Raw genomic sequence first — 22,931 nt, forward strand, 5'->3', positions numbered from 1 at the left:
CTTAAAAATAACTGCAGGCGGTATGAATAATAGTGAAAGTTATCTTTCCCGGTCCGGGTCAATCTGGGTACGAATCAACCAGAGCCCGAACCATAAGATGATCAAAAACCTACTTTTCCTTATTTTCGCCTTGTCCATGGCAACTTTTGTCCAGGCTGGCGAACTTGCCCCGTCATGGCAATTAACCACCCAGGACGGAAAAACCATCTCCCTTGAACAATATAAAAACAAGCCGGTTATCCTGCACTTTTGGGCCACCTGGTGCCCTTATTGTAAAAGGTTGCAACCTAAATTGAACGAACTGCAAAAGAAATACCAGACAAGCGGCATAGAAATCCTTGCTATCAGCTTTAACGAGGATGAAGGTGCCAGGCCACAAGATGAGATTTATGCCCGGGGATATGACTTTATCACCGCGGTACGGGGCGAGGCGGTCGCCAGCTTATATGGGGTAAGGGGCACACCGACAACCTTTTTTATCAAGCGCTCGGGGGAAGTTATTTATCGCAGCAGCAGCTCAGATATTACCAATCCCAAGCTTGAACTGGCGGTTGAGGAAATCATTAAAAACTAATCCTCCGCTACTGTCAGGCAATAACCCCAACCCTCTATCCTGCAAGCATAAAAAAGGGAAGCAACTGCTTCCCTTCTTCAACCATCCGATATTATTAACGAAAATTAAAAAGCAAATTCATCTTCAGTTAATGCCATCATGCTGTCGGCACCGTTGGCCAGGCAGCTGGCGTGTCCCTGTGCACGCGGTAGGATGCGTTGGAAATAGAAGCGGGCGGTTTTAATCTTCGCCTGGTAGAAATCCTTGTCATCATCGCTTGCTTTAAGTTTTTCCAGGGCTTTTTCCGCCATTTGCCCCCAGAAATAAGCCAGGGTGAAATATCCTGAAAACATCAAATAATCCACCGATGCCGCGCCGATCTCATCGGCATTGGCCATGGCTTTCTTACCGACAGCCCCGGTAATTTCCTGCAACTGGGCGGCGTAAGCCATAACAGGCTTGATAAACTCTGCCATATCGGCGTCAGCAGCATTTCGCTGGCAAAATTCAGTGATGTCCTGAGCAAAAGGTTTCAGGATCTCCCCCTGGGTGCCTAATACTTTGCGCGCCAATAAGTCTAACGCCTGTACCCCGGTAGTACCTTCATACAAACAGCTGATCTTGGTATCGCGCATCAGCTGCTCCATACCCCATTCCTTGATGAAGCCATGGCCACCAAAGACTTGTACGCCGTGACTGGTACACTCCAGGCCGGTTTCCGTTAAAAAGGCTTTAGCAATCGGGGTTAACAGCGCCAATTTTGACTCGGCTACCGCCCTGACTTCAGGATCTTTTTCCGCATGGCAAATATCCACCAGCTGAGATAAATAACCGTTTAACGCCCGTCCGCCTTCGGCAATGGATTTTTGCGTCAATAACATACGGCGCACATCCGGATGGACAATAATGGCATCCGCCGGACCGTCAGGGTTTTTCACGCCAGAAAGGGAGCGCATCTGTAACCTGTCTTTGGCATAAGCCAAAGCGCCCTGGAAAGAAGCTTCCGCCGCGGCGACACCTTCATTAGCGACCCCTAAACGGGCGGCATTCATAAAGGTAAACATGCAGTGCAATCCGCGGTTCGGGGCACCGATCAAATAACCTTTGGCACCGTCGAAGTTAATCACACAAGTGGCATTGGCGTTAATCCCCATCTTATGCTCGATAGAACCACAGCTGACTCCGTTATTCTCGCCGACACTGCCGTCTTCATTGATCGCCAGCTTAGGCACGACAAACAAAGAAATACCTTTGCTGCCTTCAGGGGCGCCGGGCAGTCTGGCAATCACGATATGGATAATATTTTCAGACAAGTCATGCTCGCCGGCAGAAATAAAGATTTTGGTACCGGTTAAGGAATAGCTGCCATCCTCATTCGGCTCCGCCTTAGTGCGCAACATGCCCAGGTCGGTACCACAATGAGGTTCGGTCAAACACATGGTGCCGGTCCAGCGTCCTTCTACCAGGTTTGGCATAAAAGTTTGTTTCTGCTCGTCGGTGCCGTGGGCCTCAAGAGTTGCCAGCGCGCCGTGGCTTAACCCCGGGTACATGGCAAAACTGTGGTTGGCGGAGGAAAGCAACTCACCGATAGTGGTATTGAGGGAATGGGGCAACCCCTGACCGCCGAACTCTTCTGCCTGAGACAGAGTCGGCCAACCGCCATCGACATACTGCTGATAGGCATCTTTAAAACCATCCGGCGTGGTCACCGCACCGTCTTTCCAGGTACAGCCTTGCTCATCGCCGATTTGGTTGAGCGGTGCAATCACCTGTTCGGTAAACTTACTGGCTTCAGCCAGGATAGCATCGATCATTTCAATGCTGGCATCCTGGTAGCCTAAATTCTGGTAATGGGTTTCGCAGTCTAACAACTCCTGCATAACAAACTTAATATCACGGATAGGCGCTTTATATTCAGGCATTTAATCTCTCCAACCATTAACTTTTAACGTTTTGTGCCGACCAACTGGTAAGTGGTCTGACTTGTTGTTTAACTAGATTAAATCATGTTATCCATAATTTGAAAAGCATAAAGTGCAGCTGATTATTTTTTTACCACTAAAACAAACAATTCCATAACAGCGCCGGATATTGCGCTTTTATTTATTTCACCTTGTCTGGCGTGCATTTCAACGCATCCGCCCTTTGCTTACTTGTACCTTGGCCGCGACTGGCATAGAATCGGGCCTAAGCAAGTCTTGTTAACTATGTGTGAACAAGGTAAAAAGTATTTTAAGTTATTTATAAGACAATAATATTTCGGGGAATTTTAATGAAAACTCGTGTTTTAGCGCCGATAGCCCTGGCTATCGCACTTGCCGGCTGTCAGTCAGACAACGCCAGTCAGGTGCAGGCTCCACTTGCAGCAGAGCAAAATATCAATATGGACAATCCGTTTTTCAGTGACTTTACTACACCCTACGGCATCCCTCCTTTTGAAAAAATCAAGAAAAGCCATTATTTACCGGCTTTTGAGCACGGCATTACCCTCAGCCGCAATGAAATCAATGCCATCGCCAATAACAGCGCTGCCCCGACCTTCGAAAACACAGTAGAAGCCATGGAAAAAGCCGGTGACTTTTTAAACACGGTCAGCAATGTCTTTTACGGCTTAACCGGCTCTATGTCCGATGCTGAAATGCGCGCCATCAACAAGGAAATCTCCCCGAAATTATCGGCTCTAGGCGATGATATCAGCCTTAATCCGGCGCTTTTTCAGCGGGTTAAAGCCGTTTATCAGCAAAAAGATCAGTTAAACCTCAGAGCCGATCAAAAAACCTTATTGGAAACCACCTATAAAGGCTTTATCCGCGGCGGTGCCAACTTAAATGAAGCAGATAAAAATACCCTGCGTCAGTTAAATGAAAAACTCAGCAAACTATCGCTAAAATTTGGCGAAAACCTGCTGCACGAAACCAACAGCTTTGAAATGGTTATCGATAACAAGGCCGACCTGGACGGCTTGCCGGAAGATATCATCGCTGCCGCCGCCGTTACCGCGACAGAAAGAGGCCATGACGGCAAATGGGTATTTACCACCCACAGACCCAGTAAGAACCCGTTTTTAACCTATTCAACCAACCGTAAATTACGGGAAACCATCTACAAAGGTTATACCGAGCGCGGCAATAACGATGATGAATACGATAATAAAAAAATCGCCTCCGAGCTTGCCAGCCTCAGATATCAAAAAGCCAAATTGCTCGGTTATAAAACCCATGCAAATTTCGTGTTAGACAATGCTACCGCGAAAACACCGGAAAATGTTTTCAAGCTGCTGGATAAGGTCTGGCCCGCCGCATTAAAGCAGGCGAAGCTGGAAGCGGCCGATATGCAAAAAATGATCGATGCCGAAGGCGGTAATTTCGAGCTGGCCGCCTGGGACTGGTGGTATTATGCCGAGAAGATCCGTAAAGCACGCTACGATCTGGACGCCGCAGCAACTAAGCCTTATTTCTCGCTCGAGTCCACCTTAAAAGGGGTATTCTTTACCGCCGAGAAACTTTGGGGCGTTACCTTTAAAGAAAGAAGTGACCTGCCTAAATACCATGAAGATGTCCGCACCTTTGAAGTCTACGATAAAGACGGCAGCTATGTCGGCATTTTTATGACAGATCACTTTGTCCGTGAAAGCAAGCGCGGCGGTGCCTGGATGAGCAGCTTCCGCAAGCAATACCGCATGTATGGCGAAGATGTGACGCCAATCATCTATAACGTGTTAAATTACCCGCGCCCGGTAGGCGATAACCCGACCCTGCTGACCTTTGACCAGGCATCTACCCTGTTCCACGAATTTGGCCATGCGATCCAGGGACTGCTTTCTGACGGTTATTACCGCTCGCAAACCGGTACCGCCCTGCCGCGTGATTATGTTGAATATCCTTCCCAGGTCATGGAAAACTGGATGACAGAGCCTGAAGTCCTGTCAAACTTTGCCCGTCACTACCAAACCGGTGAAGTTATTCCTATGGAGCTGGTAGAGAAAATCCAGGCCGCAGGTAAATTTAACCAGGGCTTTGCCACCACTGAATACTTAGCCGCTGCCCTGCTGGATATGAACTGGCACACCCTGGAAACCGCCGAGTTGCAGGACGCCGCCAAGTTTGAAAAAGATATCATCAGCAAAATCGGCCTGATCGATACCATAGCGCCGCGTTACCGCACCGGTTATTTCTCTCATATCTTCGCCGGCGGCTATTCATCCGGTTATTACGGCTACCTGTGGTCAAATACCTATGATGCCGATACCTGGTTAGCCTTTAAGGAAAACGGTATCTTCGACCATACTACCGCTGAACTGTACCGCAAACATGTACTGGAAACCGGGGGTAAGGAAGATCCGGCCATGATGTATCGCCGCTTCCGCGGACAAGATCCTAAAGTTGAGCCGTTGCTGGAACGTCGCGGTTTAACCGGTAAGTAATTACTGGTTAACGACTAAAAACAGCCCTGCTCTTATTCTTCCTGCTTATATAAAGGAAAGCGCAGGGCAAAAACTTCCATGTACAAAAAAGCCCTGTTTAACAGGGCTTTTTTATTAGTGTCAATTTATGCTGAAATATTCAATGACCGAAATAAGTGTCTTTAACCTAGTATTAAACCTGGCCCAGCATATAAGCAAACACCGCTGAAAAGGCCGTTTCCTGGTAGTTTCTTAAACCGGTATCGCGAAAATCGATATCTATCTGGCTTTTTTGCAACGCTGTCTTGATAAAGCTGCCGGAAAGAATTTCCACCTCAAGCTCATCAATTAACTGGATGGCCGCTTCAAGTTTAAAGCCCACAGGACCACCGGCAAACTTTCCTTTGAGGGCGCGGCCTTTGATCACCACCTTGTCGACATGATAATCCGCCATTAATTTAGCAAAAGTAAACTGAAATTTTTTCACTTGCTCGGCATCGGCGGCATCTTCGATACTGACCTTTTGCACCCTGACTTTCGGAATATCAAATAACCCGTTTTGTAATGACATAATACAAACAATTGCATCATTACCTTTTAATTCAACACCACATACTTTCATGGAAAAAACCTCATTATTTTTGCGGCGGCTAGTATAAAGGGGCAACCGGCGAATAGCAAAGTTATTACACTTTAAAGGCATCCACCGAGGCATCGAGTTTCTCGGCCAGATCCGCCACCTGCTTGATATAATCCTGGGTTGAGGAAGATTTATCGCTGCTTTGCTGGCTGTATTCCACCACATCACCGATGCTGCTGTTAATATTATTGCTGAGATCGTTTTGCAGGGTCGCCGACTGGGCAATTTCGCTGCTCATGCTGTGCATTTCGGCGATGGCTTCGGTGATCATCACCAAAGTATTAAGCAACTGGTCGGTATGCTGCTGGCACTTGTTGGCTTCATCCTTACCATTGGCAATATCCGCCACCGCGCTGGCGGTTTTCTTTTGCAGCGACTGGATCATGGTATCAATTTCTCCCGCCGACTCCTGGGTGCGGCTGGCCAGCATACGTACCTCATCGGCAACCACGGCAAATCCCCGTCCGGCTTCTCCGGCGCGCGCCGCTTCTATTGCGGCATTTAATGCCAGTAAATTGGTTTGATCGGAAATACTGCGAATGGTCTCCAGTATGCTGCTGATATTGGTGGACTCCTGCTGCAGCACCAGCATAACCTCCGAGGTCAAGTCCAGGGTATTGACCAAAGTGCCCATATGCTCATTGGTGGTATTGGCTATGCCTTTAAGTTCATCGCTTTGCTGCAGGGCGCTGTCCATTTTCTGCTCGGCGTTATTGGCTTTTGCCAGGATATCATCGGCGCTTAACCCCAGCTCATCGGTTACCGAGGTGACTTCCACCACAGTCTCCTTCTGTCTGAGCAAGCTCTGGGTAACATCTTCCACTTCTTTGCTGCTTTGCTCGGCCGCGGTATTTAAGACCCGGGTATTATCACCGATATCGGCAATCAATTTGCGCAGATCCGCCACCACACGATTAACATTTTTTGATAACTCGCCAAATTCATCATCGGAACGTACCTTAAGTTGCCGCGATAAATCCCCCTGGGCAATATAAGACAGCACCCGGTTAATACCCCGCAGCGGACCTATCATGGCGCGCACCGTAGCAAAAGCAATCGCTACCCCGATCACAAGCAATAACACCAAAATCCACAGGGTGATGTTTTGCCCGGTCTCGACATTATCAAACACCGCCAGCTGCAACTGACTCAGGTTTTTATCCACCGACGCTAACAGCTCATCTATCGCCTTGACCGCCTGCTCGATTTCCTGCTCCGATTGCAGCAGGGCCTGGTTAAGTAAGGCAATTTGCTCCAGCTGGCGAACTTTGAGTTCAAACAGGTTATTTTCGCCGGCCAGCTTCTCTTTCGAGCTGTTGAACTCCTCGACAAACTGTTCGATTAAGCCGCCGGTATCATATTCTTCGCCAAGACGAACCAAAAAAACCAGTTGTTGGGTTATATTGCCGATCGCAATCTGTATGGTTTCTTCTGCCTCGGTGACTTCTTCGGCATTTTCCAGTGAGATAATAAGCTTGGTCGCTTCGGTAAGGTTGATGGTATAACCTTCCGTTTGTCCTGCGGCGCCGATAATTCTGTCGATCTGTTGCTGTTTTTCCTCGTCTTCCAGATAAGATAAATCCACCAGCAAGGCACTGGCTTCATTTAAATGGTTATCCAAAACCCTTTGCTGGTTCATCAAATCCATCGTGAGCTTAAGCTCTCCTTCACGGGCGGCAAACATCTTGGCAACCGAATCGGTATAACTTTGGTAATAAGTATTAAAATCCCGTAAGAACTTTTTATTTTTAGCCTCAGATAACATCCCGGTTAAAGGTTTGTACTGCTCTGCAAGCTGTCTGCCCTGTGATTCGAAGCGGGCCTTGAGTTGATCTAATTCTAAAGTGGTGGAGGTAGTGGCGATTAATGCCGATAACTTGGCCTGTTTTAATAACTGGATTTGCATGGCATTGCTATGCCCTAAAACCGGGATCGCAACCTCATCCACCTGGTGGGTGGAGTCACCGATTTCGGTTAGCATGCCAATCGAGCTGATGCTGGAAACTAACAAAGAAATTAAAATAAAGGTAAAACCAAGTATTACTTTATGGGCCACTTTGAGGATCATAATACTGTCTGCCTGCTTAAACGTCCGACCAGTTAACGCATGATATTCAAATTAGCTGTTGATTGACAAGATAAAAATTGTTATCTCAGCAAATAATTCACGGGGAAAATTCAGCTAAAACGAATAAAATCAAGCCCTGCATGCCGATGGACTGATCCGGATAAAACTTCACCTCCCTGAGTAAAGTTTCTCATTTGCTCGTCATTAACTATAGAACACACAATACGAAACATATCGTAACAAAAAACACGCCTGACCATAGCAACCAGGTTCAACCGGTAACAGTCTGAAAATTTAAGCTTAAAAATCAACAGCAAACATAAAAATCAGTCACAAATAGCCGTACCACTGCTGAGCTTTTGCAAAAGCCAGCTCCACATCTGGCTGAAATATGCCTCCAACGTGCTTGCACGTTTCCGTTATCCTATGATAATTCTAGCTTTCTCTCATAAATCACCCGGGAAATAACATGTTTTATAAAAAGAAAAACAGTCTGGCCCAGGCCATAGCCGGCGGTAACCAGGCAACTACTGCCAGCTACGCCGCCATCAGCTCCCTTGCCTTAGTTTTGGCAGCCGGCGCTTTCACCAGCACTTCGGCCCTGGCCGCACAGGAGCAGGCAGAAGCAGATGTCGAACGCATTATCGTCACCGGTACCCGTCGTAATGACCGTACCATTTCTGAAAGCACGGTACCGATTGATGTCATCAATGTTGAAGACATGGCCACCACAGGCCAACTGGAAGTCAGCCAGGTATTAAGTTCCCTGATCCCCAGCTTTAACTACCCCCATGCCGCCGTCGCCGACGGCACCGACCATGCCCGCCCCGCCGTACTTCGCGGCCTGGCACCGGATCATACCCTGGTACTGGTTAACGGCAAACGCCGCCACAGCTCGGCACTGCTTAATTTAAACGGCACCGTCGGCCGCGGCTCTACCGCGGTGGATTTAAATACCATCCCGACCTCGGCAATTAAAAGCATAGAAATCCTGCGTGACGGCGCCGCGGCGCAATATGGCTCAGACGCTATCGCCGGGGTGATCAATATTATTTTAAAAGACCAGGAAGGCGGCAGCATCAGCGCCACCTACGGCCAGTATGAAACCGAAATGGCCGGTTCGTTGAAATTAACCGGCATGGGCACCACACTTGATGAAGACGGAAGAACCATTCTCGATCCTGTCACAGATGGCGAGCGCAGCCGCAGTGACGGCGGCATTACCACCCTTGCCGGCGACTGGGGCACCAGTTTAGGCAATGAGGGCTTTATCCATTTAGCCTTTGAAACCCGCAACCGCCAGGGCACAGATCGCTCAGGTTTTGATCCGCGCGAACAATATGCCCGGGATGAAAATGACCAGCTGGATCCGCGTGAATTCACTTTTGACCGTTACAACCACAAATTCGGTAAGGCAGACATTGACGATCTGGCGCTGTTCTATAACTTTGGCTGGTATCTCAGCGAACAAACCGAACTCTATTCTTTCGGCTCGTATGGCAAACGCGACGGCCTCTCCGGCGGTTTTTACCGACGCGCCAACGACAGCCGCAACGTAACTGAAATCTACCCCGACGGTTTCCTGCCCCATATCGCCACTGAGGTGAAAGATCACTCCCTGGCACTGGGGGTACGCGGAGAATACAATGACTGGGACTGGGATTTGAGCAGCAATTACGGCAAGAATGATTTTAGTTTCGGTGTCGAAAACAGCCTTAATACCTCCATGGGCAGCGATAGCCCGACAGAATTTGATAACGGCAGCCTGGTTTACGAGCAAACCCTGGTTAATTTCAGCGCCAACAACAGCTTTGACTTTGGCCTGCCCAACGATGTTTTTGTTGCCCTGGGGGCGGAATACCGTCATGAAAACTACCAGATAAAAGCCGGTGAAGAAGCCTCTTATATTACCGTGTTAGATGAAAACGGCGATCCGGTCGGCCCGGGGGGCGCCCAGGTACTGGCCGGATTCGCGCCAGAGAGTGAAGTGGACCGCAGCCGCCATAATGTCGCCCTGTTTGTCGAGTTCGATACCGATCTCTCCGATCACCTCAATACTTCCTACGCCGCCCGCTATGAAGACTACAGCGATTTTGGTTCATCCTTTAACCATAAGATCGCCGCCCGCTATGAAGTCAGCGATGCCCTGGCATTTCGCGGCGCGATCAGCACAGGTTTTAAAGCCCCGTCATTAGCCCAGACCAGCTATACATCTGTCGCCACGGTTTTTGAAAACGGTGTACCCAATGAAGTCGGTATTTTCCCGGTTGACCATAGTGCAGCCCGGGCACTGGGCGCTGAGCAGTTAGAAGCGGAAGAGTCGGTCAATGCCACTTTAGGTTTTGTCTATCAGCTGGACAACTTCAACTTAACCGTAGATGCCTACCGCATCACCATTGATGACCGCATCGTCTTATCGGAAAACCTCAGCGGTGATGCCGTCGAAGCCATTTTAGTCGCCGCCGGTGAGCTCAACACCCAGCGCGCCCGCTTCTTTACCAATGCCATAGACACCACCACTAAAGGCATAGATATAGTCGCCACCTATGATCTTGACCTGAATAACTATGGTGTATTAGCCTTAAGCGCCGCGTTGAACTTCAACGACACCGAAGTCACTCACCTTAAAGCGAACCCCGAAGAGTTGAACTCACTGGGGGATGATTATGTGCTGTTTTCCGACCGGGAAATCGCCCGCTTTGAAAAAGGCACGCCAAAGGATAAATATAACCTGGCCGCCACCTGGACAATGGATGACTTAACCGCCACCTTGCGCGCCACCCGTTACGGTGAAGTTACCGATGCTTCGAGCGATCCGGACAACCATGAGGTCTTAGATGCCAAATGGATCACGGATCTGGATGTCAGTTATCAGCTCACCGATGACTTGCAACTGGCGGTCGGGGCCAACAACCTGTTTGACCAATATCCGCAGGATACCGTCAGCAATATCGGCAGCACTACCTTTAACCAGATATTCCCTTATTCGGGCTTCTCTGCTTATGGTATCGACGGCCGCTTTATCTACGGCCGGGTCAGTTATAGCTTTTAACCATAGCAAAAATTAAGCGCCGGTTTTAACCCGGCGCCGACAAGTCATATGCCGCCATCAGCCCAGCCTGAGCACAGCTAATGGCCGGCACATTAACAGCTAACGCAAACAGCTCTCCCGCTTTCATTGCCCCTGAAACATTAAGAAACACCTTTTCCTCTAAAATCCCCCTTCTGCAGCCCTGATAATATTGAAAAAGCCTGCCAATTCAAGGCACACTGGGTTAGATAATTAAGACTAAAATAACAATGAAAAATTTTACCGGGGAATATCATGTCTTTTAACAAATCTTTGCTCTCCTTAGCACTCTCTGCGGGCATACTCAGCGGCTGCTCAGTTGACAGCACCAGCCAGTCAACTGCCGCAGAAAGTGTCGCTCAAAACACACAAAACATGGCGGAAAAACTCAGCGAGTCGGAAAAAGCCAACAAACTATTCGATGCTATCTTTATGGAAGAGGTCAACCGCAACCCCTTGTATCAAACTTACATCGGCTTAAAAACCAATTATGATAAATGGCATGATTTATCCGAAGAAAACGCCTATAAAGAGCTGGAATTTACCAAAAAGGATTTAGCGCGCATCCAGGCCCTCGATACCGACAAACTCGATGCCCAAACCAGGCTTAACTACCAGTTGCTTGAGCAGGAGCTCAAAGACACTATCAGCGACTTCAAATGGCGCCACCACAACTACCCGGTGAACCAGATGCACGGTATCCATGCCCAGCTGCCCGCCGTCATGATTAACATGCACAGCATAGACAATACCCAGCAGGCCCGGGATTATATCAGCCGCCTGCACGGCACCGAAAAACTGTTGAAACAGTTAATTGAACAACTGCGCATCCGCGAGCATAAAGGCATTATTCCGCCGAAATTTGTTTTTGGCCATGTTATCCGCGATTCGAAAAACCTGTTAACCGGCGCACCGTTTGATAACAGCGCCCCCAGCATTTTACTGAATGACTTTACCGGCAAAGTCAACAAACTCGATATCAGCGAGCAGGAGAAAGCTGCGCTTATCAAAGACGCCAACAACGCCCTGCTGACCGGCTACCAGTCAGGCTACCAGGCCTTAATCGATTACCTGGTCAAGCTCGAATCCAAAGCCGATACCCGGGACGGCGCCTGGAAACTGCCCGACGGCGAAAGCTTTTATAACCGCGCCCTGCAAAACACCACCACTACAGATCTCACCGCCAGTGAGATCCACCAGATAGGCTTAAACGAGGTCAAACGCATTCACCAGGAAATGTCGGTGATCATGAAAAAAGTCGGCTTTAAAGGCACACTCAATGAGTTCTTTGACTTTATGCGCCACGATCCGCAATTTTATTATGCCAACGATGAAGCCGGCCGCAGCCGCTACCTCAAAGAAGCCACAGCGATTATCGACAACATGAAGACCGAGCTGGATAAGTTATTTATCAAGTTACCCAAAGCCGACTTAGTGGTGAAAAAGGTCGAAGCCTTCAGGGAAAAGTCCGCCGGTAAGGCCTTTTACCAGCAACCGGCCCCGGATGGCTCCCGCCCGGGTTATTATTATGCCAACCTGTACGACATGGCGGCAATGCCGGTGTATCAGATGGAAGCCCTGGCTTTTCACGAGGGCATCCCCGGGCACCATATGCAAAACGCCTTAAAACTCGAACAGGAAGATATGCCGATGTTCCGTAAATTCGGCGACTACACCGCCTATGGCGAAGGCTGGGGGCTATATTCCGAATTCCTGCCCAAGGAAATCGGCTTTTACCAGGATCCCTACTCGGACTTTGGCCGCTTAGCCATGGAATTATGGCGCGCCTGCCGCCTGGTGGTAGATACCGGCATCCACGAGAAAAAATGGACCCGGGCCCAGGGCATAGAATATTACGCCAGCAACACCCCCAATGCCCAATCCGACGTGATAAAAATGGTGGAACGCCATGTGGTCATGCCGTCCCAGGCTACCGCCTATAAGATCGGCATGTTAAAAATCCTCGAACTGCGGGAAAAAGCCAAACAAGCTTTGGGCAACAAGTTCGATATCCGGGAGTTTCATGACGTGGTCTTAAGCCGGGGTGAGCTGCCGCTTAATGTGCTTGAAACCATGATAGATAACTACATCAGCGACAGGCAAGCGAAAGCCTAACACTTGCGATAACCGCCAAACCCGTTTACTAAAATCTAGCCCTGATCTGGTATCAGGGCTTTTTTATTTCTCCTCAAAACTACGAAAAACACCGTAAACAACCACTATCAAAATCAACAAAAAACAATTTCTAACATTTTTGTCACAAATACAATACAAAGTTAACTAGAGATAACAATACAACGCAGGTAAAATCCTCAGCTTTTCCCGGAGGTTATCCTATTGTCCACAATAAAATGTAAATGGGCTGTTTTTTGTGATGAAACTACGAAGCTCGCCGTAACCTGGTTATTGGCCGTTACCATGCTAATGGCTTTTAGACTCTTCTTTATTGATTATTTTGGTAACCAGTTAAGCGGCTCCACCAGCCTCTCGGATATTTTTACCGCCTTAATAACCGGCTTTACATTTGACTCCGCCATGAGCGGCGTGTTTTTGGTGCTGCCTTTTTTAACTATGGCCTTGTTATTACCGCTAAAATATTTCAAAACCATAGCGGTAATACGCTGCAGTTTCTCAAGCCTGTTTTTTATCATCAACTTGTTGTTATGTGTGATCACCATCACCTATTTCCAGGAATATAACGAGCAGTTCAACCATTTTGTGATCGAAGCCCTGTACGATGACCAGTCGGCAATAGCCTCAACTATCATAGGGCAATACAATCCTTCCATCAGCCTGCTGATTTATTTTGCCTGGCTCACTTTATCGCTGTTTTTATTGCGTTATATCCACAAAAACGTCAGTGCGCCAAATTTTATCAAACAGATGCAAAACCCCGGCTTAAAAATAGGCTTGGCCCTGCTGGCTTTTATCCTGCTGGCTGTGGCCACCCGGGGCTCGCTCAGCACCCGCCCGGCCATGCGAAAATGGGCGGAAGTAACCCCGGATACCTTCTTAAATAAAACCATCATTACCCCGGGTCGCTCGCTGGTATATGCGCTTAAGGACTACCGGGCCCTGCAGCAGCAAGGGGAAAACAACCCTTTCACCGGCGAACTCGATATCCTCACCGTGGCGCAGCAAACCTTTGGCGATCATGCCGGTTCGGGGCAGTTAACCGACTACCTGAAAAAACAGGCGGGCGGTGCGGTTATCGACACGCCCGAACATATCTTTTTAGTGGTGATGGAAAGTTATGACGCCTGGCCGCTGCTGCAGCAATATGCCCCCTTGCACCTGACCGACCAGGTAAAAACCCTAGGCAACAAAGGTCTGCATTTTAAGCGCTTTCTGCCGGCATCCAGCAGCACCATGAATTCGTTATCGTCGATTTTATCCGGTATCCCCTTTACCGGCGTGAATGTCAGCCAGCGCGGCGCCGTGGGCGGCCCCAGTATCTCTTCGGTCTTTACCACCATGGAAAACCTGGGTTATCAAACCAACTTCTTTTACGGCGGCCTGGCTTCCTGGCAAAATATCGGCAATTATGTGAAAAACCAGGGGGTCGATAATGTCTTTACCGCCGTCCACGCCGGCGGTAAAAGCAGCGCCGGTATCTGGGGCATAGACGATGACCAGCTATTTGACTTAGTACAGGAAAAAATCAGCGGGCAAAAGAAAAGTTTTAGCGTGATCATGACCACCACCTATCACGGCCCCTTTTCCATGGATGTATTGGCACGCGGTTATCCCTATCAGGATAACCGCGACTACCCAGATGAAATTAAAAAGCTCGATGACGGCTCCATCGACGCCAATACCCTGGGGCACTTGTGGTTTGCCGATAAAGCGGTGGGGGACTTTGTCCGCCAGGCAGAAAAAAACTGGCCCAGCTCTCTCTTTGCCCTGACCGGAGATCACTACGGCCGCCGCTATTTCCATGCCAAGCCAAGCTTATATGAGATCTCCGCCGTGCCTTTTATTTTATACGGAAAGAATATCACCCCGGAGTTAATCGACACCCAAGTTGCCGGTAACCATTTGGATATGGTGCCCACCATGATAGAACTGATCGCCCCGAAAGGTTTTTCCTATTTCAGCTTTGGCGATGCCCTGCAGCACAAAACCGCAAATGACTTTACTTTTGCCAATCAGAAGATCATGAGCACAGAGGCACTTTGGACAATACCTAAGGGCGGCACTATCAAATCGGGACAAACGAATAGCCAGGAAAAAGAGCAACAGCAATCTTTAGGGTTAGTGGTAGATAACTATGAAAATCTGATGGGACTGGCCTGGTATTACATTATGGAAGGAGCCCAGTTAATCAAGGGAAAATAAGGATAAATACTGCCTTTAAAGACTTCCCAAAAATAAAAAAGGCGATAACCATATCGCCTTTTGTATGAACCAATAAGCTCAAGCGTCGCTTGGCAGCTAACGCTATTTGATCACGACATTCGGCGAACGCTTAACCACTTCATCATTAAGCTCTATGCCGATACCGGGCACTTCCGTCACCTGGAAGAAACCGTCTTTCGGCTGGGGATCCTGCAAACATAACTCCCGGTTCCAGTCTTTAATGGCATAAGTATGATGCTCATGGATTAAAAAGTTCGGGATAGCCGTTTCCAGATGCAGGGAGGCCGCAGTCGCTACCGGGCCGCCACATACATGGGCCTGGATGCGGACATCATAAACATCGGCATAATCGCAGACTTTTTTCGCTTCGGTAAAACCGCCGCACAAGCCGATATCCGGCTGCAACACGTCAATACTCTGATCTTCAAAGTAAGGGCGTACGCCCCAACGGTTATACAAACGTTCGCCGCCGGCAATCGGTACATTCACCTTATCCGCCACTTTTTTATGCACCGCGGAATTAAGATAATTTACCGGCTCTTCGTAATACAGGCAGCCTATTTCTTCTACTATCGGCCCCATTTGTATTGCCGTGGCCGCCCCCAGCAAGGAGTGGCATTCAAAAATAATATCGACATCTTCACCAACGGCATCGCGGATCGCCTGCAGCCTGTCTTTAAATAACCTCAACTCAGGTTTGGTAAAGAGTTTGGTACGGTCAAAATGAGAATTACCGTCTTTGTCATAAACAATAGGATCGACTTTTACCGCATCATAGCCCTGGGCAATGGCTTTTTCCGCCGCACGGCCGTAATCTTCCGGCTGTACCAGACGATTTACCTGGCTGTCCCAGTCAAACTGCAACTGGCTGGCATAGGTGCGTAATTTATCGTTGACCTTGCCGCCGAGCAGTTGGTAAACCGGCACACCCAGCGCCTTACCTTTGATGTCCCAAAGGGCGGTATCTATGGCGCTCATGGCGGCGTAAATCACCGGACCGCCGCCTAAGCCCCAAAAGCTTTCCCGCAGCATTCTGGACCATAACAGTTCGGTTTGAAACGGGTTAAAGCCAATCAAAATGGCCTCGCTGATTTCCTTGATCATGGCCGCGGCGGCGCTGTGGCCCCAGTCGTAGGCCAGACCCGCTTCACCAACGCCGGTTAACCCTTCATCTGTGGTGATACGGATAAAGACCGGATTCCAGGCTTCGCGTTTCGGACATTCAATATCAAAGACTTCTACTTGGGTGATTTTCATAATATTCCTTAGCTATCAACCGGCACTGAAACCAGTCAATAAGAATTAAACTAATAGGCCGCCTTAGCGGGCAAAATGGGGGTCGGTGCGGTAGACCTTACGCAACATTGCCGGCCAGGACTTTTGCCCGCCGGTCAGGCCGGTATGGACAATATTGGCCTGGGCACGGATGCCGTCGACAATCTCCTGATCTACCAAAACCGCCGGCTGGCCGGAGCCTTGAATTTGCAATTGGATCTGGCAGGCACGGGTGAGATCGTACATATGCATAAAGGCATCACCTATGGTTTTCCCTACCGTCAAACCGCCGTGGTTGCGCAGTAGCATAAAATTCTTCATGCCTAAGTCCTGCTGCAAACGTAATTTTTCCGCCGGATTCACCGCCAGCCCTTCATACTCGTGATAGCTCATCGATGCCAGGGCAAACATAGCGTACTGGCTCAAAGGCAACAGGCCCTGCTCTAAGCTGGCCACCGCTATGGTTTCGTTGGTATGCAGGTGCAATACGCACATGGCGTCGTGACGAACTTCATGAATGGCGCTGTGAATAGTAAAACCCGCCGGATTGATTTCAAACGGACAATTCTCGTCGATGATATTGCCCTGGAAATCAATTTTGACCAGGTTAGAGGCGGTGATTTCGTCAAAAGCCAGACCAAAGGCGTTGATCAGCAAATGTTCACTGTCGGGAATACGCGCCGAAATATGGGTATAAATAAGATCGTCCCAGCCATGCATGGCCACCAGGCGGTAACAGGCAGCTAAATCTACCCGGGTTTGCCACTCGGCATCCGAAACCTTACCTTTTAAATCCAACTGGGGAATATCAAACATTTTCTCTCCTTTAACACTGATCCCGGCCATTCATCCCGGGCCTGGTGATCAGTAAAAACTATCTACAGAAGCTTATCTGCAAAAACTTGATGCCAAAGCGTGTAAAGCTCGACAAAATAAAGTAAATTTAACCTGCTTGGCGTTGCAGATAAAGTACCGGTAAAGCACAAAATAAACTAACTTAGTTCACTCTTGATTAAAACAGCTAATTACGCCCTATGTGTATATTATTTTTTGCCCTGAAACAACACCCGAAATATCCGGTGATCATCTGCGCTAACCGGGATGAGTTTCATCAAAGGCCGACCCGGCAAATGTTTCGCTGGCAACAGCCTGATATCCTGGCAGGCCAGGACTTACAAGCAGGGGGCAGCTGGCTGGGATTGACCCCACAGGGACACTTTTCTGCCCTGACCAATTACCGCCAGGGGCTGACCGGGGGCAAAAGCAAAGGCGATGAGCAAAAATCCCGTGGCGAGTTGGTACTAACGGCTTTATCAGAGCTGGATAAAAACACCAGTCCGGCAGACAAATTTCCGGTTATGGATAACCCGCAGTCCAGCGACGGCAATGGCTTTTTTTCATCCCTGAGCAGCCATGCCCAAGATTACCAGGGCTTTAACCTGGTCTATGGCCCGTTAGATAAGCTGTTTTGTTATGACAGCATCAATAACAAATACCATCTGTTAACCCCGGGTTTTCACAGCATCTGCAACGGCGCTTTAGATGATATCTGGCCGAAAATGGCCCTGGGACAGGCAGCTTTAGCCAAGGCAATCGGGGAAGACCGGGGACAAAGCCGAGCAGATTTAATCAAGCAGCTGTTTCAGCTGATGACCAACCCCCAGGAAGCACAGAGCCATGAGCTGCCCGATACCGGCATGCCCCTGGCGATTGAACAAATGCTCAGTGCCATATTTATCGTTTCCCCTGAATACGGCACCCGCTCTACCACTATTATCACCCTGGACAACCACGGAGAAATCTTAATTGACGATTGCAGCTATAACCCCCGGGGAGAAAGCAGCAAACAGCAAAGCTTTAACTTATCCCAGGTATTTTCAGCCCCTTAAACAAGCTAAACCAGGGCTTTGATCAGCCCGGCAATGAGCATCACAAACACCAGTATCGGGAGAATTTTGGCATATTTGGCCTGTTGCTCTGCTTCCATGGGTTTGCCAAAACGTTCCCCCAAAATAACCATCAGGGCAATCCCGCCAAACACCGCCGCCAATATCATCAATAACGTCATCTTTTTCCAACCCTCAACTGAATTTGCTGCTTCACTGTTTTGCCTATGATAACAGTAATTTCTTTCTTTTATTACTATCGCTTTTTCCTATAATTAATCACTACCATTTATCGCAAAATAAAGTAACATAGCCACCTTTAATGACCCTTTAATAGGAATGTTTTCTTTATATGGTTCAATCCGCTGATTTTATTGAAAAACGCCGTTTCCTTATCCGCCTGGGCAAGGCGCTCCATAAATTTGGCACCCCGGCTTACCGCCTTGAAGCCCATCTGCAAAATGTTGCCGGTTTTTTAGAAATACAGGCCTCCTTTATTATTACCCCCACCGCCCTGACATTTGTCTTATCCGGTGATGAAGACAGCCAGGAATACAACCATGTGGTCAGGGTAAAACCCGGCGAGCTCGATTTGGGGGCACTGGCGCGTACCGACGAATTAGTGGATGAATTAAGTTCAGGGCAGCGCAGCTTATGCGAAGCCACTTTACGCCTGGATGAAATCGCGGAAAAACCTTCCCCTTACGGTACTTTCCTGACCTTTTTGGCTTTTGGCGCCTCCAGCGGGGCGTTTGCCATGTTAATGCATACCAGCTGGAACGATGTCTTCTGGTCTACCTGGCTCGGGTTTGTCGTTTTTGGTTTTGTCAAATGGTCGGAGCGCTCACGCCGGGTCACGGAAATGCTTGAACCGCTTTCCGCCATCGTTACCGCCATGCTGGCCTCCGCCATCACCCTGGTCGATCCCGGTATCAATATGCCGCTGGTGATCCTCTCCAGTATTATCGTGTTTATTCCCGGACTGGCGCTGACTCTGGGCCTGTCAGAACTGGCGGCACGGCATTTGATCTCAGGCACCGCACGTATCATGGATGCCATCATGTCGCTGTTTAAGCTTTATTTTGGTGCGGTATTGGGCATGGCCCTGGGGAACTTGTTCTGGGGTACGGCAGAGTTCGTCCGCCCGGAAACCACCCCGGTATGGACTGCCTGGCTGGCGGTCACTATTTTATCCGCCAGCTTAGTGATCCTGTTTAAATCACGCAAAAAAGATGCGCCCTGGGGCATTATTTCCGGTTATGTCGCCTTTGGCGCCAGTATCTGGGGCAGTCTCTATTTAGGCGGCGCCCTGGGGGCTTTTGCCGGCGCCTTTATTTTAGGTATCTACAGTAACCTGTTTTCCCGCATCACCCATTTACCGTCGAGCATAGTAAAAATTCTCGGCCTGGTAGTACTGGTACCCGGCAGCAAGGTTTATATCGGCTTGAACAGCCTGGTCTCCGGCCAGGTGATGTTAAACGCCACCGATATTGGCTCACAAACCTTTTTGATCTTTATGTCGCTGGTCGCCGGATTGATTTTTTCCAATGTCGCCCTGCCATCGAAAAAAACCTTATAACAACCTTAAGGTTACCGCTCTTAGAAAGTGGCGGTAACCTTCCTTAAATAAAACAATTTTTTAAATCAGAAAACGGTAACTGCCACCGGCTATATTTTGACATGCCCGGGCTTGACTGTTAGATTGCCCGCATGAAAACAACATCTGATAAGACCAAATCCAGCTATCACCACGGCAACCTGCAAAGCACCCTGATCTTTGCCGCCACCGAGATGATCCACAGCGACGGCGTAGAAAACCTGTCGTTAAGAAAGCTGGCGGAGCGTGTCGGGGTTTCCCGTACCGCCCCCTACCATCATTTTAAAGATAAAAATGAATTGTTATGCGCCGTCGCCGCCCAGGGCTTTATTGCCTGGCGGGAAATCGCCGAGCAGATCTTTAATGATGACAGCTTATCGCCCCGGGAGTGCTACCGCCAGTTTATCTCCCGCTATATCGGCTTTGCCGCCGAAAACCCGGCCTTATATGACTTAATGTTTGGCGGCACCATCTGGAAAGGGGCCAAAAGCACTCAGACCTTACGGGATATCGCCTACCCCAACTTCCAGTATCAGGTGGAAATGACCAAGATCTGGCAGCAAAAAGGCCTGATGCCCGAAGGTGAAAATACCCTGAGACTGGCCCAGGTCACCTGGGGCACCATGCATGGTATCGCCAGGTTATTGATTGACGGTATTTATGCCGACGCAGGCAGTATTGAAGAAATGTGCGAGTGCGCGTTAAACCTGTTCCTGTCCCATATGCAACCACAAGCGTAATTTTTACTTTTGCCATAAACGGTTAAGGCTGACAACCCCGGCTCCCCCCCTGTAAACCGGTTAACAGCTGTTACCCAAATGTAAAAATATCCTGACGCTAAATTGTCATAAAATGTTAATACCATGTGTCCCATACTGGCGTTTAAGGGCTATAAGCCTTACTATCTGCTGCATGACATTATCAAGCAGTGCGGTTTGTCAGGCATTTTTGGTGCTTATCCGGCAAATATCACTGAGATAACTTTTATTTACACAGGAAATTAAGCTCCCCATGAAAACTATAATAACAAGTGCTTTATGCTCTTCTTTGTTGTTAGTAGCCGGTTGTAACACCACAGAAGACACAAATTCAACAAATACTGCAATGCAAAAGACCGCTTTAGCCTCGGGCATTGAAAAAGCAAATATGGACATGAGCGTCCGTCCCCAGGACAACTTTTATCAATATATCAACGGTGGCTGGTTAAAATCGCATGATATCCCCAGCAATAAAACCACTATCGGTTCTTTTTATGATCTGCGCGATAAAGCCGATGATGATGTTAAAGCCATCATCGAAGAGCTGGCCGATGCTAAAAGTTTGAAAAACGGCAGCGACGAGCAAAAAGTTGCCGACTTGTTCCGTTCTTATATGGATACCGCAGAGCGCGATGCTTTGGCTATTAAACCCATTCAGCATATTCTGGATGTGATCAACAATATCGGCGACAAAGATCAGCTGGCCAGCTTCTTTGCCAAATACGATGCCCTTGGCATCGCCAACCCGCTGGGTTTTTATATCAGCATCGACGCCAAAAACTCCAGCCGCTATGCCAGCCATATCTGGCAAAGCGGTTTAGGTTTACCGGACAGAGATTATTATTTTAATGAAGCAGAGCGTTTTGTTAAATTACGCAGCGGTTACCTGACCCATATTGAAAACATGTACAAGCTTGCCGGTCTTACTGACGGTCAGACAGCGGCAAAAACCATTATGAACCTGGAAAGCCAGCTGGCCGAGCATCACTGGACCCGGGTTGAAAGCCGTAACAGCGAAAAGCGTTATAACAAGTTTGCCACCGCTGATTTATCCGGCCTTACAGATGGCTTTAACTGGCAGGCTTACCTGGCAGCCATGGGGGTTGCCGGTGAAAAAGACATCATCATCAATCAGCCTGACTTCGTTAAAGCTTTCGGCACCATCTTTGCCGAAACCTCGCTTGAAGACTGGAAAAGCTATTTAACTTTCCATACCTTAAGCAGCTTCGCCTCTTACCTGGGCCAGGATATCGTTAACGAAGACTTTGACTTTTTCTCCAAGCAGCTTAACGGCCGCCAGGAGCAGCGTCCATTGTGGAAACGCGGCGTGGCAGTGGTTAACAACAACTTAGGTGAAGTCATAGGTAAAGTGTACGTGGGCCGTCATTTCACCCCAGAAGCGAAATCTCGCATGAGCACTTTGGTTGAGAATTTACGCAGCTCCTACGGCCAGAGCATCGACGAGCTGGAGTGGATGTCTAAAAAGACCCAGAAAGCCGCCCATGTGAAATTAGCCGCCTTTACCCCGAAAATCGGTTACCCGGACAAATGGGAAGATTACTCTTCACTGACCATCAAAGGCGACGACTTAGTCGGCAATATCATCCGCTCTCGTACCGTAAGCAGCCAAAAACAACTGGAAAAACTCGGCGGCCCGATCCGCAAATGGGAATGGGGCATGACACCGCAAACGGTTAATGCTTATTACAGCCCGACCCGCAACGAAATCGTCTTCCCTGCCGCTATTTTACAGCCGCCGTTCTTTAATATGGCTGCCGACGATGCGGTAAACTACGGTGGTATCGGCGCGGTGATCGGTCACGAAATGGGCCATGGTTTTGATGATCAGGGCAGCAAATACGATGCCGAAGGTAATCTGCGTAACTGGTGGTCAGAGCAGGATTTAGCCGAATTTTCCAAGCGTACCAAATCGCTTGTTGACCAGTACCAGGGTTATAAAGTCTTTGACGATTTACACGTCAACGGCGAATTAACCTTAGGTGAGAACATCGGCGACCTTTCCGGTGTCACTATCGCTTATAAAGCCTATAAGGCCTCTTTAAACGGTAAAGAAGCCCCTGTGATTGACGGTTTAACCGGCGACCAGCGCTTCTTCATGGGTTATGCGCAAATCTGGCGCAGCAAAATGGTTGAAAAAACCATGCGTAACCGCGTAGCCACCGACCCGCATTCACCGGGTGAGTTCCGCGCCTTGGGTTCATTGTCGAATATGAATGAATTCTATGAAGCCTTTGACGTTAAAGAAGGCGATGCCATGTACTTGGCACCAGAGCAACGCGTGAAAATCTGGTAAATCAGGTAA

Annotated in this window: 15 protein-coding genes; 9 read left to right on the forward strand and 6 right to left on the reverse strand. The window is 48.8% G+C overall.

Features of this window, described 5'->3' with window-relative positions:
• The first annotated feature begins 22 nt into the window (after positions 1–22).
• Complete coding sequence (locus tag SG35_RS22280) at positions 23–574, forward strand: TlpA family protein disulfide reductase (protein WP_084692411.1); 552 nt, start codon at positions 23–25, stop codon at positions 572–574.
• Positions 575–678: 104 nt separating this feature from the next.
• On the opposite strand, the gene SG35_RS22285 is transcribed toward SG35_RS22280, so the two are convergent.
• Positions 679–2,475 carry an acyl-CoA dehydrogenase C-terminal domain-containing protein gene (locus tag SG35_RS22285; protein WP_044830346.1) on the reverse strand — a complete coding sequence of 599 codons (1,797 nt, stop codon included), beginning with the start codon at positions 2,473–2,475 and terminating at the stop codon, positions 679–681.
• A 350-nt stretch (positions 2,476–2,825) separates the two neighbouring features.
• On the opposite strand from SG35_RS22285, the gene SG35_RS22290 reads away from it, so the two are divergent.
• The gene (locus SG35_RS22290) at positions 2,826–4,976 is read left to right on the forward strand and encodes a M3 family metallopeptidase (RefSeq protein ID WP_044830347.1); all 2,151 of its coding nucleotides are present in this window, start codon (positions 2,826–2,828) and stop codon (positions 4,974–4,976) included.
• Between the two features lie 172 nt (positions 4,977–5,148).
• Here the strand turns inward: SG35_RS22290 and SG35_RS22295 are convergent, their stop codons facing one another.
• Both SG35_RS22295 and SG35_RS22300 read right to left on the reverse strand, forming a co-directional pair.
• Positions 5,149–5,577, reverse strand: coding sequence for a DUF3010 family protein (locus SG35_RS22295; RefSeq protein WP_044830557.1), 429 nt, complete (start codon positions 5,575–5,577; stop codon positions 5,149–5,151).
• Positions 5,578–5,641: 64 nt separating this feature from the next.
• A complete protein-coding gene (locus SG35_RS22300) occupies positions 5,642–7,663 on the reverse strand; it encodes a methyl-accepting chemotaxis protein (protein WP_044830348.1) in 2,022 nt (673 codons plus the stop codon).
• A gap of 469 nt (positions 7,664–8,132) precedes the next feature.
• Between SG35_RS22300 and SG35_RS22305 the strand changes: the two genes are divergently transcribed.
• The 3 genes from SG35_RS22305 to SG35_RS22315 all read left to right on the forward strand — a co-directional run bounded on the left by SG35_RS22305 (position 8,133) and on the right by SG35_RS22315 (position 15,071).
• Complete coding sequence (locus tag SG35_RS22305; protein ID WP_084692412.1) at positions 8,133–10,715, forward strand: TonB-dependent receptor plug domain-containing protein; 2,583 nt, start codon at positions 8,133–8,135, stop codon at positions 10,713–10,715.
• Between the two features lie 273 nt (positions 10,716–10,988).
• Positions 10,989–12,848: a DUF885 domain-containing protein gene (locus SG35_RS22310; RefSeq protein ID WP_044830349.1), complete on the forward strand. Its 1,860-nt coding sequence runs from the start codon at positions 10,989–10,991 to the stop codon at positions 12,846–12,848.
• Positions 12,849–13,157: 309 nt separating this feature from the next.
• The gene (locus SG35_RS22315; protein WP_053042714.1) at positions 13,158–15,071 is read left to right on the forward strand and encodes an LTA synthase family protein; all 1,914 of its coding nucleotides are present in this window, start codon (positions 13,158–13,160) and stop codon (positions 15,069–15,071) included.
• 102 nt (positions 15,072–15,173) lie between these two features.
• On the opposite strand, the gene SG35_RS22320 is transcribed toward SG35_RS22315, so the two are convergent.
• Together SG35_RS22320 and SG35_RS22325 are read right to left on the reverse strand one after the other, a co-directional pair.
• Positions 15,174–16,349 (reverse strand): mandelate racemase/muconate lactonizing enzyme family protein, encoded by a 1,176-nt coding sequence (locus tag SG35_RS22320; RefSeq protein WP_044830351.1) that lies wholly within the window; start codon positions 16,347–16,349, stop codon positions 15,174–15,176.
• A gap of 63 nt (positions 16,350–16,412) precedes the next feature.
• Positions 16,413–17,183, reverse strand: coding sequence for a class II aldolase/adducin family protein (locus SG35_RS22325; protein ID WP_044830352.1), 771 nt, complete (start codon positions 17,181–17,183; stop codon positions 16,413–16,415).
• 218 nt (positions 17,184–17,401) lie between these two features.
• Between SG35_RS22325 and SG35_RS22330 the strand changes: the two genes are divergently transcribed.
• Positions 17,402–18,256 carry an NRDE family protein gene (locus SG35_RS22330; protein WP_044830353.1) on the forward strand — a complete coding sequence of 285 codons (855 nt, stop codon included), beginning with the start codon at positions 17,402–17,404 and terminating at the stop codon, positions 18,254–18,256.
• 5 nt (positions 18,257–18,261) lie between these two features.
• On the opposite strand, the gene SG35_RS22335 is transcribed toward SG35_RS22330, so the two are convergent.
• Complete coding sequence (locus SG35_RS22335) at positions 18,262–18,435, reverse strand: hypothetical protein (RefSeq protein ID WP_160298198.1); 174 nt, start codon at positions 18,433–18,435, stop codon at positions 18,262–18,264.
• Between the two features lie 170 nt (positions 18,436–18,605).
• Between SG35_RS22335 and SG35_RS22340 the strand changes: the two genes are divergently transcribed.
• From SG35_RS22340 to SG35_RS22350, 3 genes are all read left to right on the forward strand, one after another.
• Positions 18,606–19,832, forward strand: coding sequence for a threonine/serine exporter family protein (locus SG35_RS22340; protein ID WP_044830354.1), 1,227 nt, complete (start codon positions 18,606–18,608; stop codon positions 19,830–19,832).
• A 131-nt stretch (positions 19,833–19,963) separates the two neighbouring features.
• Positions 19,964–20,590 carry a TetR/AcrR family transcriptional regulator gene (locus SG35_RS22345; protein ID WP_044830355.1) on the forward strand — a complete coding sequence of 209 codons (627 nt, stop codon included), beginning with the start codon at positions 19,964–19,966 and terminating at the stop codon, positions 20,588–20,590.
• Positions 20,591–20,861: 271 nt separating this feature from the next.
• Positions 20,862–22,922 carry a M13 family metallopeptidase gene (locus SG35_RS22350; RefSeq protein ID WP_044830356.1) on the forward strand — a complete coding sequence of 687 codons (2,061 nt, stop codon included), beginning with the start codon at positions 20,862–20,864 and terminating at the stop codon, positions 22,920–22,922.
• Positions 22,923–22,931 lie beyond the last annotated feature (9 nt).

Source organism: Thalassomonas actiniarum, assembly GCF_000948975.2.
Classification (GTDB): domain Bacteria; phylum Pseudomonadota; class Gammaproteobacteria; order Enterobacterales; family Alteromonadaceae; genus Thalassomonas; species Thalassomonas actiniarum.

Excerpts from the sequence above, each read along its gene's own strand:
- SG35_RS22285 (WP_044830346.1), bottom strand. The coding sequence starts at position 2,475 with ATGCCTGAATATAAAGCGCCTATCCGTGATATTAAGTTTGTTATGCAG.
- SG35_RS22345 (WP_044830355.1), top strand. The coding sequence starts at position 19,964 with ATGAAAACAACATCTGATAAGACCAAATCCAGCTATCACCACGGCAAC.
- SG35_RS22350 (WP_044830356.1), top strand. The coding sequence starts at position 20,862 with ATGAAAACTATAATAACAAGTGCTTTATGCTCTTCTTTGTTGTTAGTA.
- SG35_RS22280 (WP_084692411.1), top strand. The coding sequence starts at position 23 with ATGAATAATAGTGAAAGTTATCTTTCCCGGTCCGGGTCAATCTGGGTA.
- SG35_RS22300 (WP_044830348.1), bottom strand. The coding sequence starts at position 7,663 with ATGATCCTCAAAGTGGCCCATAAAGTAATACTTGGTTTTACCTTTATT.
- SG35_RS22335 (WP_160298198.1), bottom strand. The coding sequence starts at position 18,435 with ATGACGTTATTGATGATATTGGCGGCGGTGTTTGGCGGGATTGCCCTG.
- SG35_RS22330 (WP_044830353.1), top strand. The coding sequence starts at position 17,402 with ATGTGTATATTATTTTTTGCCCTGAAACAACACCCGAAATATCCGGTG.
- SG35_RS22325 (WP_044830352.1), bottom strand. The coding sequence starts at position 17,183 with ATGTTTGATATTCCCCAGTTGGATTTAAAAGGTAAGGTTTCGGATGCC.
- SG35_RS22320 (WP_044830351.1), bottom strand. The coding sequence starts at position 16,349 with ATGAAAATCACCCAAGTAGAAGTCTTTGATATTGAATGTCCGAAACGC.
- SG35_RS22295 (WP_044830557.1), bottom strand. The coding sequence starts at position 5,577 with ATGAAAGTATGTGGTGTTGAATTAAAAGGTAATGATGCAATTGTTTGT.
- SG35_RS22315 (WP_053042714.1), top strand. The coding sequence starts at position 13,158 with ATGGCTTTTAGACTCTTCTTTATTGATTATTTTGGTAACCAGTTAAGC.
- SG35_RS22310 (WP_044830349.1), top strand. The coding sequence starts at position 10,989 with ATGTCTTTTAACAAATCTTTGCTCTCCTTAGCACTCTCTGCGGGCATA.
- SG35_RS22305 (WP_084692412.1), top strand. The coding sequence starts at position 8,133 with ATGTTTTATAAAAAGAAAAACAGTCTGGCCCAGGCCATAGCCGGCGGT.
- SG35_RS22340 (WP_044830354.1), top strand. The coding sequence starts at position 18,606 with ATGGTTCAATCCGCTGATTTTATTGAAAAACGCCGTTTCCTTATCCGC.
- SG35_RS22290 (WP_044830347.1), top strand. The coding sequence starts at position 2,826 with ATGAAAACTCGTGTTTTAGCGCCGATAGCCCTGGCTATCGCACTTGCC.